Raw genomic sequence first — 14968 nt, forward strand, 5'->3', positions numbered from 1 at the left:
GCTGCGCGCGCGCCTCGGCGTTCTGTGCTTCTCGGCTCCTCCAAAGGGGAACCCCGAGCAGCCAACAGCCAACAGCCAAACCCGAAAGCCGGCTGGCGCCGGCTGTTCGGGTTGCCCCCTTTAGCACCGCCGAGCAGCGCAAGGCTTCGAGGCCGCGCGCGCAGCGCGCTTCGTGGACTGACTCCGCGCAACTGTTTGAGCAGAGCGTAGCGGCGCGAGTTTTGCGCGGGGCCTCGAAGCCTGAGCAGCGCAGGGCACCCGCAGCGAAGCGGAGGGCGGTGCGGTCGGGGGGAGCTTTTTGCCTACTTTTTAGCGGCCCAAAAAGTAGGTCGCCCGCCGGGGCGAAATCCCGGCACCACACGCCGCAGAACACAAGCGCAACGAGACCGGCGCACAGCCAGCAAGAGACATGAATCCCCCTCGCAACCTCCACCCCGCCGCCAAAGAACCCAACTGGATCAACTACTGGGGCTGGGGCAGCGGCGACATGCTGGGCGCCGGTGCCCAGGCCGTCATCACGGGCTGGCTGTTCTATTTCTTCACGACGTTCTGCGGCCTCAGCGCCGCCGAGGCCGGGCTGGTGCTGGGCCTGCCGCGGCTCATGGAGGCCATCACCTGCCCGCTGATCGGCTACGTGTCCGACAACCTGCGCCACACCTGGGTCGGCCGCAAGATCGGCCGGCGCAAGCTCTTCCTGCTCATCACGATCCCGCTGCTGCCCAGCTTCGCGCTCGTCTTCCGCAGCGGCCACACCTTCTACTACTACCTGCTCACCTTCATCTTCTTCGAGCTGGTCTACACGATGTTTCTCATCCCCTGGGAAACGCTGGCCGCCGAGATGACCAAGGACTACAAGCGCAAGGCCAGGTTCGCCGGCGCGCGCATGCTCGTCGCGCAGAGCTCGGCCATCCTGGCGTCCTACCTGCCCACGCTGCTGATCAGCCAGTTCGGCGGCAAGGACTCGCCCGACACCTTCTTCTGGATGGCCGCCATCTTCGGCGTGCTGTTCTCGGTCGTCGTCACCATCGTCGTGCTGACGACCTGGGAGCGCCCCTACGGCACGCGCGAGCAGGCCGTCATGTCGCAGACCTTCGGCGGCGTGAAGCTGGAGGCCGTGCTGATGATCCCGGTCAAGATGTTCCGGGACCTGTTCTCCACGCTGAAGATCCGCGCGTTCCGCCAGCACCTGTCCATCTACCTGGGCGGCTACCTGTCGCAGGACATCTTCAACAGCGCCTTCGCCTTCTTCGTCGCGACGGTGCTGATGGGCGCCACGCTGGCCATCTCGCAGTTGCTGACGGTCATGTACGTGGCACAGCTGGTCTCGGTGATGGTGGCGATCCAGATCGTCATCCGCACCGGCCCCGTGCTGGCTTACCGGCTGGCGTCCGGCTTGTTCGCCGTCGCGCTGCTGCTGTATCTCGCCTTCTACCTGGCGCGGCCCGAAGGCTTCGCCGAGGGCTTCAAGGCGCTGGGCCCCAACCTGTTCGAGGCGCTGGACCCGACGCGGCCGGGCTTCAATCTCGGCCTGGTCTTCTGGCTGTTCGTGCCCATCGTGCTCGCGGGCCTGGGCCGCGGCACGCTGAACTTCGTGCCCTGGTCGGTCTACAACTATCTGCCGGACATCGACGAGGCCGTCACCGGCCAACGCCGCGAGGGCATCTTCGCCGGCGTCATGACGCTGGTGCGCAAGCTCGCGATGAGCGCCGCGAGCATTGCCAGCGGCTGGATCATCGACCTGGGCGGCTACATCAAGACCAAGCCCGGCGAGGTCGTCGTGCAGAGCGAGCACGCCGTGCTGACCGTCACGGCGCTGATGGTCGCCGGGCCGCTGCTGATGATGCTGTTCGGCCTCATCGCATCGTGGCGCTTCCGCCTGAACGCGAGCACGCACGCGGTGCTCGTGAGCGAGGTCGAGCGGCTGCGCGCGGGTGCGACCGAGCCCGAGACCGAGGAGAGCGGCCGCATCGTCGAGGAGCTGACCGGCTGGCCCTACGACCGCCTCTGGGGTCGCGGCGCCGCTGTTCCCTCCTCCGAACTGCCGCCCGTCCAGCACGCCCGTTCATGACCGTTTCCGGCCGCCACGCCATACCTGACATGAAGCAACTCCTCCTCATCGCCAGCCTGCTCGCGGCACCCGCCTGGGCGGCCGACACGCTGCGCTTCAGCTTCGACGGCAAGCCCACCGCCGGCGACGTGGCCGTCGCGGTCGACCAGGCCTACAGCCGCGAGCGCGGCATGGGCTTCGAGCCCGGCGCGCCGAGCAACGCGGCCGGCCAGCCCAGCTTCTTCACGGCGGACGTGCCGGCGGAGGGCAACTACCGCGTCACCGTCACGCTGGGCGGCCCCAAGGCCAGCGACACGACGATCAAGGCCGAGCTGCGCCGCCTGATGCTGGACGGGGTGCAGCTGCCCGCGGGCGTCAGCGAGACGCGCAGCTTCATCGTCAACGTGCGCACGGCCAACATCGCCGCCGTGCCCGGCGTGGAAGCCGGCCGCGTGAAGCTCAAGGACCGCGAGATCGCCAGCGAGGGCTGGGCCTGGGACCGCCGCCTGACGCTGGAGATCAACGGCAGCCAGCCGGCACTGCGCCGCGTCGTCATCGAGCCGGTCAACGTGCCCACCGTCTACCTGCTGGGCGACTCCACGGTGGCCGACCAGTCCGGCGAGCCCTATGCGAGCTGGGGCCAGATGTTCACGGCCCTGTTCAAGCCGACGGTGGCGGTGTCCAACCACGCCGAGTCGGGCGAGACCTACCGCGACTCGCTGAACCGCCGCCGCATCGACAAGATCCTGTCGACGCTGCAGCCCGGCGACACGGTGCTGCTGCAGTTCGGCCACAACGACCAGAAGCAGCAGAAGGACGGCAGCGGCAACGCCCAGACCTACAAGGCCGAGCTGCGCACGCACGCCGAGCGCATCCTCGCGCGCGGCGGCGTGCCGGTCGTCGTGTCTTCGATGGAGCGCCGCAACTTCGACCCGCAGGGCAAGCTCAGGCCCAGTCTGCTGGAGTACGCCGACGCCGCGCGCGCCGTCGCCACCGAGATGAAGCTGGCCTTCATCGACCTCAACGGCATGAGCCAGCAGCTCTACGCCGCGCTGGGCCCCGAGCGCTCGCAGGCCCTGCACCCGGTCAACAACGGCAAGCTCGACAACACGCACCACAACAACTACGGCGCCATGCAGCTGGCCCGCCTGGTCGCACTGGGCCTGCGCGAGGCCCATGTGCCGGTGGCCGCGCAGCTGCGCGACGACCTCGGCCCCATCGACCCCGCCAGGCCGCTGCCGGTCGAGCAGTTCCACATCGCCGCGAGCCCGGGATTCACCCAGCAACGCCCACTGGGCGATTGAACCGAATGAACAAGACCGTCCTCGCCGTGGCGCTGGCCTGCGCCGCGCTGACCCACGCTCCCGTCACCGTCGCGGCACCTCCCAAAGCGACCGAGACAGTCAACGCGCAGGGCTTCTCGCCCGAGCGCCTCAAGCGGCTGGACGCGGCCATCGACGAGCAGATCGCCGGCAAGCAGCTGGCGGGCGGCGTGATGGTGGTGCTGCGCGATGGCAAGCCGGTCGTGTTCAAGGCCTACGGCCAGCGCGACATCGAGGCGGGCAAGGCCATGGGCACGGACACGATCTTCCGCATCGCCTCCATGAGCAAGGCGCTGACGACCGTGGCGGCCATGATCCTCTACGAGGAGGGCCGCTTCATGCTGAAGGACCCGGTGGCGCGCTACCTGCCGGCCTTCGCCAACCTGCAGGTCGCGCTGCCCGGCGGTGGCACCGAGAAGCCGCACCGCCCGTTGACCATCCACGACCTGCTGACGCACACGGCCGGCATGAGCTACGGCGCCGGCCCCGCCAAGGCGGCCTACGACGCGGCGGGCATGAAGGACTGGTACCTCGTCGGCAACAACGAGACGCTGGCCGAGTGGACCGATCGCTTCGCCGCGCTGCCACTGCAGAGCCAGCCGGGCGAGCAGTTCATCTACGGCTATGCGACCGACGTGCTCGGGCGACTCATCGAGGTCGTGTCCGGCCAGCCGCTGGACCAGTTCATCAAGACGCGCATCACCGACCCGCTGCGCATGGCCGACACCGGCTTCGTCGTGCCGCCCGAGAAGGTGGACCGGCTGGCCAACGTCTACGGGCTGGAAGGCGGCCAGCTCAAGCTGATGGAAACGGCGGCCAAGAGCGACTTCGTCAACGGGCCGCACAAACTGATGTCCGGCGGCGCCGGCATGGTGAGCACGGCAGGCGACTACGCGCGCCTGCTGCAGATGCTGCTGAACAAGGGCGAGCTGGACGGCGTGCGCATCCTCGCGCCCAAGACGGTGGAGCTGATGTCGGCCGACCACCTCAGCGACAAGGCGCGTGGCGAGGGCGACGGCTTCGGCCTGGGCTTCTGGGTCAACACGCGCGCCAGCAGCTTCCAGGAACTGGGCAGTGTCGGCGCCTACGGCTGGGGCAGCGCCTATTTCCCGCAGTACACGATCGATCCGAAGGAGCGGCTGGTGATCTTCTTCATGGCGCAGCTGCGGCCCGCCGGCAACTCCACGCTGAACCTGCGCGTGCGCAACCTGACCTACCAGGCACTGATCAGGTGATGTGAGCCGTCGGGAGACGGTTCGCTATATCGCGCGGTTATCGCAAAGACGGTGTTAGCGCTCATTCGAGCGCTGCACTGTTGACGCGCGTGCAGCGCGGGTTCAAACGCTCATGGGGTTGAGTACACGCGGACGAAGGCGCTGCCTACATTCCGCTCCGGCTCGCGGGCAAGCCCGCAATCCGTGAACAACGACACAAACCAGGAGACTTCATGAACACGACAAGCTCGCGCCCGCGTTGGGCGCGCTGGCTGGCCGCAGGCATGCTCGCCGCGACGGCTCCGGCCGCGATGGCCGCCTTCAGCATCACGACGGTCTGGGACAGCAACAACCCGGCCAAGCCCAACTACGTCATCGACACCGACGCGGGCCTCGTGTTCAAGGTGCGCGGCTACGACAACGGCGTCAGTACGCAATCGGCCGGCGACATCGCCAGCATGGTCTACAACGGCGTGGAGTACCAGGACCAGAGCAGGGGCACGCAGCTGAACTCCGGCGCCGACTACCTCTACTCCGGCGTCAGCGCCGTCGGCGTGAAGGCCGAACTCGTCAACGCAGCCGGTGTCTCCACGCCCGCCGCGACGACCAACGGCGGCGTCGTCACCGGCACCGACTACATCAAGATCACGCTGACCAGCACCAGCACCAAGGGCGGCGTGCTGACGCACTACTACCTCGTCAAGAAGGGCGAGCCCAACATCCACATGGGCACGCACTTCACCGAGGAGCCCGACACGCTCAATCTGGTGCGCTTCATCGCCCGCATCCCGATCGCCAAGCTGCCCAACGGCGGCCCGGCCCAGGCGGCCGGTGGCCTCGTCAACGTCAACGGCGTCGACTACTGGCCCGAGGACCTGCGCGGCACCAGCGGCGCCATCGAGTCGGCCGACGTCTTCGGCTTCGCCAGCACCGACTCGCGCTACGGCCAGTCCCGCTCCAAGCACTACTCCAACCGCCGCCTGAAGGACTGGCAGGTCCTCGGCGGCACCGGCGCCGGCGTGGGCATCTGGTTCTGGCGCGACAACCACGAGGGCGACTCCGGCGGCCCGTTCTACCGCAGCCTGCTGCAGCAGATCACGTCCACCGACAACGAGCTCACCTACATCGTCAACTACGGCGAGGGCCAGACCGAGGCGTTCCGGCTGGGCGTCCTGAACACCTACATCATGATGTTCAACGATGGCTCGCTGCCGACGGTGCGCCCGGACACCAGCTGGTACGGCGCCGTCAACCTCGTCGGCTATGTGCCGCCGGTGGGGCGCGGCTCGGTCAGCGTCGCCGGCCTCAACGGCCGCGTGGCGGGCATTCCCTATGTGGCCGGCTTTGCCAACAGCAAGGCGCAGTACTGGGTCGACGCCGACCCGGTGGACGGCCACTTCTCGTCCACCGGCATGCTGCCCGGCACCTACACGATGACCATCTACAAGGGTGAGCTCGGCGTGCAGACGACCACCGTCACGGTGACGGCCAACGCGGACTACGCGCTGAACCCGATCACCATCGCCAACGATCCCGCCGCGACGCCCGCCCTGTGGCGCATCGGCCAGTGGGATGGCTCGCCGCGCGAGTTCATCAACGGCGACAAGCTGACGGTCATGCACCCCAGCGATGTGCGCATGGCCTCGTGGATTCCAGGCCCCTTCACCGTCGGCACGTCCGTGCCGGCGACCGCCTGGCCCGCCTACCAGTGGAAGGGCGTCAACGGCGGCCAGCAGATCCGCTTCGTGCTCAAGCGCGGCCAGAACACCGCCCCGCTGCGGCTGCGCATCGGCACGACGGCCGACTTCGCCGGCGCCCGCCCGCAGGTCACCGTCAACAGCTGGACGTCGGCCATCCCGGCGGCGCCCTCCAAGCAGTCGCGCAACCTCACCGTGGGCACGTACCGCGGCATCAACCGCATGTACACGTTCGACATTCCGGCCTCGCAGCTGGTCGTCGGCACCAACGTCGTGAGCATCTATCCCGTCAGCGGCACGGCCGGCGATGCCTTCCTGAGCCCTGGCTTTGCCTTCGACGCCATCGACCTCGTCGCCGTGCCCTGAATCCTGAGAACAACATCATGAAGAAGACATTCCTCCTCTCCCTGCTGGCCGGCGCGGCCTTCACGCTGCCCGCGGCCGCGGCCGTCGTGCAGACCACCGGCGCCGGCAGCGCCACGCCGGGCGCCACGCACCTGACGTACGCCGCCGACTTCGAGGGCAACACGGCCCTGAGCAACACCTGGTCCGAAGGCGGCCTGACGTTCACGCAGACCAACGCCCTCGGCGCCGACAACGGCGGCTGCGGCTACGCCGGCGAACTCTGCGTCGACACGGCCGCCGGCGAGGTCTACAGCGACGCCTTCTCGGGCAACTACTTCGCGACGGCGGGCACCAACGCCTACCTGTCGATCAAGAGCGCCAGCACCCTCGTGACCGGCATCGAGTTCGCTGTCGACTCCGGCTTCAACACCATCTACGTGATGTGGCAGACCTGGCTGAATGGCGTGCAGACCGGCACCGGCAAGCAGTCCTTCGGCGCGGCCGGCGTCGGCGGCGTGCTGGGGCTGAGCGACGCGGCGGGCTTCGACGAAGTGCGCGTCTACGCCTTCAACAGCGCCAGTGCCAACAGTGGCTACAGCGCGCCGGCGATCGACACGGTGCGTGCCTTCAAGGTGCCGGAGCCGGGTTCGCTGGCCCTGGCCCTGCTGGCCGGCATTGCCGCCGCCAGCATCAGCCGCCGTCGCCGCGGCTGATCGTCAGTTCCCAAACGAAACAGCCGGCTAGCGCCGGCTGTTTTTCCTTGTCGGGTCCGAATCGTCAGGCCCCCTGCGCGTGGACGCGCCAGGCCTCGCGGTAGGCCCGCCAGCCCGCCGGGTTCCAGGCCTGCACCGACGCCGCCCCCGCGCCGCCGGCCTCGCGGCCCCAGGCCTCCAGCAGCCACGCGCCGCAGGTCGTGCCGCTGCTGTCGTCGGACACGGTCACGTCGCGACCCGTCGCCAACCCGGCCAGCAAAGGCCCGAACAGCGGATTGGCCGTGAACGCACCTTCGACGACGACGCGCCCGCTGGCGCCGAGCGCATCCAGGCAGTGGTCCGTCATCAGCACGACGTACAACGTCGCCAGCGCGGCCCGCTCGGCGTCGGTCTCCGCCACCGGCCCGATAACCCGACCGATGCGGCCTGCAAACGGCCCGCCCGTCTCGGCAAAGCACGGCAGCGCCATCGTCTTGCGGGCAATGAGCCGCTCGACGTCCTCGGCCGTGAATGGTGCCGGCTGCGTGCCGGCGATCGCGCCGAACTCGCGCCCGCCCATGAAGCGCATGCAGGGCACGGCATCGCCGAACACATTGCAATTGGCCAGCATGTCCTGCGACTCGACCAGCGGCTTGGTCGCCGAGCCCAGCGCCGCGGCAATGAGCCAGGTGCCGGTGGACAGCACCGTGCACGGGCCGCCCTGCTGCAGCGTCAACAGGTGGCGCAGCAGCGATGCGTTGCTGTCGTGGATGCCGCAGACGATCTCGCAATCGGCGGGCAGGCCGGTATCCGCCGCCAGTTCCGGCCGCAGCCGCCCCAGGCGCGCCCAAGCGTCGCGACGCGGCGGGAACAGGCGCTGCCAGCCCTGGCTGTCGACGAGCGATGAATACGTGCCCTCGGCCGGCCGCCACAGGTCGGTGTGGCAGCCCAGCGACGTGACCTCGCTGGCCGCGACGCCGCAGAAGCGCCAGGCCCAGTACTGCGGGTACATCAGCAACTGCGTGGCCTTGGCGAACTCGGTCGGGAAGCGCGTCCGCAGCCACTCGATCTGGCGGCCCAGGTTGAGGCCGGCCGGCAGCAGCGGCGAGCCGCTCTCGTCGAACGACGGCCGCAGCGCGGCGTAGCGCGCCTCGTCCGCGGCGTCGCCGGGCACGTGTTCGTAGTCCAGCACCGGCAGCACCAGGCCCGCGTCGTCGACGAGGGCTGCCGTCGCGCCATGCGTGACCGGCACGATGGCGCGGATGTCGGCCAGCGCGGCCAGCTCGCGCAGCTGGCCCAGCATCCAGTTCCACAACCGCTCCGTGTCATGGTGCGGATAAGGCCCGACACGGCGGACCGTGTTGGGCGTGCGGACCTCGGCCAACGTCTTGCCGGCCGGGTCGATCAGCGTGAGCTTGGCGTTGGTCTTGCCGATGTCGAGGACGACGGTTCCACGGGTCGCAGCGCTCAAGAGTTCAATCCCGCGTGGTGATGGTGGTAAGCGCCCGACTCCAGCACGGCCGCATAGTCATGCGAACTCATGGCCGAAGCCTCCACCACGCGAGGGTCCACGTGTTCCGGCTCCACGGTGATGACGCGCACGCCGTAGTGCTCCAGCAGTTGCACGGCACTGTCGGACGCGCCGGTGTCGGTGATGACGGTGGACACGCGGTTCAGCCCGCACAGCACCAGCCCGGCCTTGCGCTGGAACTTGGAACTGTCGACCAGCACGACCAGTTCCTCCGCCTGGCCGATGAGGCGCTTCTCGGCCTGGATCAGCAGCGGGTCGGCTTCCATCAGGCCCAGGATGCTCAGGCCGTAGACGCCCATGAACATCTTGGCGGCGTAGTGGTGCTGGGCCACGTCGTTCTCGAACGGGCTCAGGATGACGTTCTGCTCGCGGTAGACCTTGCCACCGGGCAGGATGATTTCGTTGTCGCTGGTGACGAGCAGGCGCTCGGCCATCAGGAACGAATTCGTCAGAATCTTCAGTTGTTTCTCGACGAGAAACTCCGCCATCATGAACGTGGTGGTGCCACCATTGATGATGATGGTTTCGCCGTTATTGCACATCGATGTGGCATAACGGGCGATGGCACGCTTGGCCGCAGTATTCTGCTGGGCGTTGTTTTGAAAAGTCTCGCTCGACAGCGTGTATGACTTTTTCTTTTGTTCCAGCCTTTGGGCACCGCCGCGCGTACGCGTCAACTGATTTTTTGCGGCCAACCAGGAAATATCCCGGCGCACCGTTGCGGCCGAAGCCGACAACCATTCCATCAATTGCTGGACGCTGGCATGTTCGCGCTCATCCAACAGTTTGAGCAGCCGCTTGTGACGCTTGTGATTGATCATGGGGATCACCTTTATCGGGCGCCCCTCGGAACGGGGGGGGCGACCGTTGTCTCGTCGTTATATCGCCCTGCCCTCGGCTTGCGCTCACGGGGCGGGCGTCGCTTGCGTTCGGCGGGCTGGCTCAGGCCGCTCGCCTGCTCGCGGCCGGTGAGCGTAGGCGCCGGCCGCCGGAACCGCACCACCCCTGCTCATAACCGCTCAAAACCTGGGTGAAACAACGTTCCAAACACAGATTACGTCAATCCCATGACAGGGTCAATCAAGAAACGCTCACGGCCTTGAGCGTTTCTTGAGTGAAGACCCTGAGACACGCGCTTTCGCTCATCCTTTTGATCTTCTGCTCAGCCCCCGCGCACCGGGCGGTGTTTCGCTTCACACTGCGGCCCGTTTCCACCATGGACAACCCGCCTACGACGGGTGCCGGACCCGCACATCGCGGTCACGGCGATGAATACGGACTGATTACAGGCAAGCTGATGACTGCAAATTCCCAAACCTCCGCTCAAACCCCGATCGCCTCCAAATGGGACGACGCCGTGGCGGCCAAGTTGAGCGAACCCGAACTGCTGCTGTACCGCTCGAATCTGCTGGGCTCGGACCTGCGCGTGACGAATTTCGGCGGCGGCAATACCTCGGCCAAGGTCAAGATGCGCGACCATCTGACCGGCGAGGACGTCGAGGTGCTGTGGGTCAAGGGTTCGGGCGGCGACCTGGGCTCCATCAAGCTGGATGGTTTCTCCACGCTCTACATGGACAAGCTGAATGCGCTGAAGAAGCGTTATCGCGGCCTGGAACATGAAGACGAGATGGTGGATTACCTGCCGCACTGCACGTTCAACCTGAACCCGCGTGCTGCGAGTATCGATACCCCCCTGCACGCCTATATCCCGAAGGCGCATGTCGACCACATGCACCCGGACGCCATCATCGCCATCGCCGCCTGCGCCGACAGCAAGCGCCTGACTGCAACCATCTTCGGCGGCCAGCTGGGCTGGCTGCCCTGGCAGCGCCCCGGCTACGACCTCGGCCTGAAGCTGGAAGCCCTGGCCACGTCGCAACCCGACCTGAAGGGCATCATCCTCGAAGGCCACGGCCTGTTCACCTGGGGTGACACGGCCAAGAGCTGCTACGAGATCACGCTGGAGATGATCCGCCTGGCCGAGCAGTGGCTGGGCGAGAACGTCAAGCAGCCGGTGTTCGGCGGCGTCAAGACGATCACGCTGCCCGCCGAAGAGCGCGCGGCCCTCGCCGCCAAGCTGATGCCCGCGCTGCGCGGCCGCATCAGCGCCGGTGAGCGCAAGCTGGGCGACTTCAACGACAGCGCCGCGGTGCTGGAGTTCGTGGCCAGCAACGATTTGCCTAAGCTGGCCGCGCTGGGCACGTCCTGCCCTGACCACTTCCTGCGCACCAAGATCCGCCCGCTGGTGCTGGACTTCGACCCCAGCAAGCCTGATGTCGACGCACTGCTGGCCGGCCTGGACAAGGCGCTGGAGGCCTACCGCGCCGACTACACGGCCTACTACGAGCGCTGCAAGCGCGCCAACAGCCCGGCCATCCGCGACGCCAACCCCGTGATCTACCTGATCCCCGGCGTCGGCATGCTGTCCTTCGCCAAGGACAAGGCCACCGCCCGCATCGCCGGCGAGTTCTACATCAACGCCATCAACGTGATGCGCGGCGCCAACGGCGTCGACAAGTACGTTGGCCTGCCCGAGCAGGAAGCCTTCGACATCGAGTACTGGCTGCTCGAAGAAGCCAAGCTGCAACGCATGCCCAAGCCCAAGAGCCTGGCCGGCCGCGTGGCTCTCGTCACCGGCGGCGCCGGTGGCATCGGCCAGGCCGTGGCCCGCCAGCTGCTGCAGGAAGGTGCCTGCGTCATGCTGACCGACATCGACGCGGGCGCGCTGGAAGAAGCCAAGGCCAACCTGCTGAAGGTCGGTGGCAAGGACGCCATCGCCACCGTGCAGGGCAACATCACCTCCGAGTCTGAAGTGGAAGCCGTGCTGTCGGCCACCGCGCTGCGTTTCGGCGGCCTGGACATCCTCGTCTCCAACGCCGGCATCGCCTCCGCCGCGCCGCTGGAAGACACGACGCTGGAAATCTGGCAGCGCAACCAGGACATCCTGGTGACGGGCTACTTCCTGGTCGGCCGTGGTGCCTTCCGCCTGATGAAGCAGCAGAAGATCGGCGGCTCGATGGTCTTCGTGGCCAGCAAGAACGGCCTGGTCGCCTCTGCCGGCGCGTCCGCCTACTGCACGGCCAAGGCCGCTGAAATCCACCTGGCGCGCTGCATCGCGCTGGAAGGCGCGGCCATCGGCGTGCGCGTCAACGTCGTCAACCCCGACGCCGTCATCCGCGGCTCGCGCATCTGGGACGGCAAGTGGAAGGAAGAGCGTGCCGCGTCGAACAAGATCGACAGCGACAACATCGAAGAGTTCTACCGCCAGCGCAGCATGCTCAAGCTCAGCGTGCTGCCCGAGGACATCGCCGAGGCGGTCTACTTCATGGCCAGCGACAAGTCTGGCAAGAGCACCGGCAACGTGCTGAACGTGGACGCGGGCAACGCCGCTGCGTTCACGCGCTGAGAATCAGCGCGAAGGAGACATCCACATGACCAAGAACATCATCGACGCGGCCCAGGTCGAGCAACACAACGCCAGCCAACGCGCCGCGCTGCAGGCCGACTACGACGCGCTGGGCGGCATGCTGTCCCGCCGCGGCGTGGACATCGAGGCCCTCACCGCCAAGGCCCAGACCTTCGGCGTGGCCGTGCCCAGCTGGGGCGCCGGTACCGGCGGCACGCGCTTCGCGCGCTTCCCCGGCAAGGGCGAACCGCGTGACGTGACCGAGAAGCTGGAAGACTGCGCCGTCATCAACCAGCTGACCCGCGCCACGCCGGCCGTGTCGCTGCACTTCCCCTGGGACAAGCCGAGCGACCCCAAGGCCCTGCGCCAGCAGGCCGACGAGCTGGGCCTGGGCTTCGACGCCGTCAACTCCAACACCTTCCAGGACCAGGCCGGCCAGGCCCACACCTACAAGTTCGGCAGCCTGACGTCCACGAACAAGGCCTCGCGCGAGCTGGCCGTCCAGCACAACATCGACTGCATCGAGCTGGGCAAGACGCTGGGTTCCAAGGGCCTGACGGTCTGGGTCGGCGACGGCGCCAACTTCCCCGGCCAGAGCAACCTGCGCGGCGCGCTGGAGCGCTACATCGACAGTGCCAAGGGCATCTACGCCGCGCTGCCCGACGACTGGCAGATGTACATCGAGCACAAGCTGTTCGAGCCGGCGTTCTACTGCAGCGTCATCGCCGACTGGGGCACCAGCTTCGCGGTCGCGCAGACGCTGGGCCCGAAGGCCAAGTGCCTGGTGGACCTGGGCCACCACGCGCCCAACACCAACATCGAGATGATCGTGGCGCGCCTGGCCCAGTTCGGCAAGCTCGGCGGCTTCCACTTCAACGACAGCAAGTACGGTGACGACGACCTGGACTCGGGCTCCATCGACCCGTTCCAGCTGTTCCTGATCTTCAACGAGCTGGCCGACTCGCAAGCCCGTGACGGCGCCGGCTTCAACCCGTCGTACATGCTGGACCAGTCGCACAACGTGACCGATCCCATCGAAAGCCTGATGAGCAGCGCCGTCGAAGTGCAGCGCGCCTTCGTGCAGGCTTCGCTGGTGGACCGCACCGCGCTGGCCGGCTTCCAGGAAAGCAACGACGTGTTGCAGGCCGCGCAGACGCTGAAGAAGGCCTTCCGCACCGACGTGAGCCCCATCCTCGCAATGGCCCGCCTGCGTTCGGGCGGCGCGATCGATCCGGTGGCCGCCTACCGCGCTGCGGGCTATCGCGAGCAGGTCGCGGTGAAGCGTCCCCCGAAGGCGGGCGCCAGCGGCTCAGGCATCGTCTGATGACGCGGGCTTGCGTGGAAGCGCAGGCCTACGGTGCACGCGGCGACGGGTGCACCCTCAACACCCGCGCCCTGCAGGCCGCCATCGATGCGGCAGCCCTGCAGGGCGCGGAGTTGCGTCTGGCCCCCGGTGTCTACCTGACAGGCGCCCTCTTCCTGAAGACCGGCATGACGCTGCGGCTCGACCGTGGCGCCATGCTGCTCGGCTCGCGCGACCTGGCCGACTACCCGCTGCTGCCCACCCGCGTTGCGGGCATCGAGATGCGCTGGCCGGCCGCCCTCATCAACATCTACGGTGAGCAGGACGTCGGCCTCATCGGCGAAGGCTGCATCGACGGCGACGGCAAGGTCTTCTGGGACAGCTACTGGGCCCTGCGCGCCACCTACGAGCCGCGCGGCCTGCGCTGGGCGTCGGACTACGACTGCCAGCGCCCCCGGCTGGTCCAGGTGTACGAGTCGTCACGCGTCAACATCGGCGGCGGCCTGCTGCTGCGCCGCTCCGGCTTCTGGACGCTGCACCTTTGCTACTCGGAGGACGTGTCCGTCGACGGCGTCGTCATCCGCAACAACGACGACGCGCACGGTCCCTCCACCGACGGCATCGACATCGACTCCTGCCGCCGCGTGGCCATCCGCCACGCCGACATCGCCGTCAACGACGACGCGCTGTGCCTGAAGGCCGGCCGTGACGCCGACGGCCTGCGCGTCGCGCGGCCCTGCGAAGACATCACGATCAGCGACTGCATCGTCCGCGAGGGCGCCGCGGGCCTCACCTTCGGCAGCGAGACCTCCGGCGGCTTCCGCCGCATCACCGCCGAGCGCATCGACGTGCATGCGCCGGTGCCGGTGGGGCTGCTGTTCAAGTCCGCCCCGACACGCGGCGGCTTCATCGATGGCGTGGTCATCAGCGACCTCATCCTGCACGACGTGCCGGTCGCGATGCGCGCGACGATGAACTGGAACCCCGCCTACAGCCGCGCCGCCATCCCCGACGCCGAGCGCGCCCACGCGCCCTCGCACTGGCTGGCACTGGCCGCGACCGTGCCGCCCGAACAAGGCCGCACGCAGGTAGCCGGCGTGCACATCCAGCGCCTGCAAGCCCGTGGCGCCGACGTCGCCTTCGAGGTGGACGCCGACACCGACGCGCCACTGCGCCACTTCCGTTTCACCGGCCTGGACCTGCAGGCCCGCTGCGGCGGCCATGTGCTGGACGTGCTGGGCTGGCGCTTCGACGACGATTGCCGGCTGCAGCTCGGCAAGCCCATCGCCACCAACCACGAGACCGCGCTGGCCGGCCTGGACGCCGAGCACTGGCGCGTGGACACCTCTCAGCGCCGCCGCGACGTGTCGACACTGAGCATGGCCGAACAAGACGTTCTCTAGGAGACAGG

At 67.8% G+C, this 14968-nt stretch carries 10 protein-coding genes; 8 read left to right on the top strand and 2 right to left on the bottom strand.

Features of this window, described 5'->3' with window-relative positions:
• Positions 1-409 precede the first annotated feature (409 nt).
• From ACG04R_RS12975 to ACG04R_RS12995, 5 genes are all read left to right on the top strand, one after another.
• The gene (locus tag ACG04R_RS12975) at positions 410-2068 is read left to right on the top strand and encodes an MFS transporter (RefSeq protein ID WP_394410748.1); all 1659 of its coding nucleotides are present in this window, start codon (positions 410-412) and stop codon (positions 2066-2068) included.
• Between the two features lie 29 nt (positions 2069-2097).
• Positions 2098-3351, top strand: coding sequence for a rhamnogalacturonan acetylesterase (locus ACG04R_RS12980; RefSeq protein WP_394410751.1), 1254 nt, complete (start codon positions 2098-2100; stop codon positions 3349-3351).
• Positions 3352-3356: 5 nt separating this feature from the next.
• Complete coding sequence (locus ACG04R_RS12985) at positions 3357-4604, top strand: serine hydrolase domain-containing protein (RefSeq protein ID WP_394410754.1); 1248 nt, start codon at positions 3357-3359, stop codon at positions 4602-4604.
• Between the two features lie 212 nt (positions 4605-4816).
• Positions 4817-6646, top strand: a complete 1830-nt coding sequence (locus ACG04R_RS12990) for a rhamnogalacturonan lyase B N-terminal domain-containing protein (RefSeq protein ID WP_394410756.1) — start codon at positions 4817-4819, stop codon at positions 6644-6646.
• Between the two features lie 17 nt (positions 6647-6663).
• Entirely contained in the window at positions 6664-7338 is a 675-nt protein-coding gene (locus tag ACG04R_RS12995) for a PEP-CTERM sorting domain-containing protein (protein WP_394410759.1), read from the top strand.
• 64 nt (positions 7339-7402) lie between these two features.
• Here ACG04R_RS12995 and ACG04R_RS13000 read toward each other — a convergent pair whose 3' ends face one another.
• Both ACG04R_RS13000 and ACG04R_RS13005 read right to left on the bottom strand, forming a co-directional pair.
• Positions 7403-8788 carry an FGGY-family carbohydrate kinase gene (locus tag ACG04R_RS13000; RefSeq protein ID WP_394410762.1) on the bottom strand — a complete coding sequence of 462 codons (1386 nt, stop codon included), beginning with the start codon at positions 8786-8788 and terminating at the stop codon, positions 7403-7405.
• Positions 8785-9669: a DeoR/GlpR family DNA-binding transcription regulator gene (locus ACG04R_RS13005; RefSeq protein ID WP_394410765.1), complete on the bottom strand. Its 885-nt coding sequence runs from the start codon at positions 9667-9669 to the stop codon at positions 8785-8787. Before ACG04R_RS13005 ends, ACG04R_RS13000 begins: the two co-directional genes overlap by 4 nt.
• A gap of 476 nt (positions 9670-10145) precedes the next feature.
• On the opposite strand from ACG04R_RS13005, the gene ACG04R_RS13010 reads away from it, so the two are divergent.
• The 3 genes from ACG04R_RS13010 to ACG04R_RS13020 are packed head-to-tail and all read left to right on the top strand — an operon-like array spanning position 10146 to position 14960.
• A complete protein-coding gene (locus ACG04R_RS13010; RefSeq protein WP_394410768.1) occupies positions 10146-12254 on the top strand; it encodes a bifunctional rhamnulose-1-phosphate aldolase/short-chain dehydrogenase in 2109 nt (702 codons plus the stop codon).
• 25 nt (positions 12255-12279) lie between these two features.
• Positions 12280-13578, top strand: coding sequence for an L-rhamnose catabolism isomerase (rhaI, locus tag ACG04R_RS13015; RefSeq protein WP_394410771.1), 1299 nt, complete (start codon positions 12280-12282; stop codon positions 13576-13578).
• Positions 13578-14960 carry a glycoside hydrolase family 28 protein gene (locus ACG04R_RS13020; RefSeq protein ID WP_394410775.1) on the top strand — a complete coding sequence of 461 codons (1383 nt, stop codon included), beginning with the start codon at positions 13578-13580 and terminating at the stop codon, positions 14958-14960. The genes rhaI and ACG04R_RS13020 overlap by 1 nt, the downstream gene beginning before the upstream one ends.
• The last annotated feature ends 8 nt before the right edge of the window (positions 14961-14968 follow it).

This window comes from Pelomonas candidula (assembly GCF_043555985.1).
GTDB classification, from domain to species: Bacteria; Pseudomonadota; Gammaproteobacteria; order Burkholderiales; family Burkholderiaceae_C; genus Pelomonas; species Pelomonas candidula.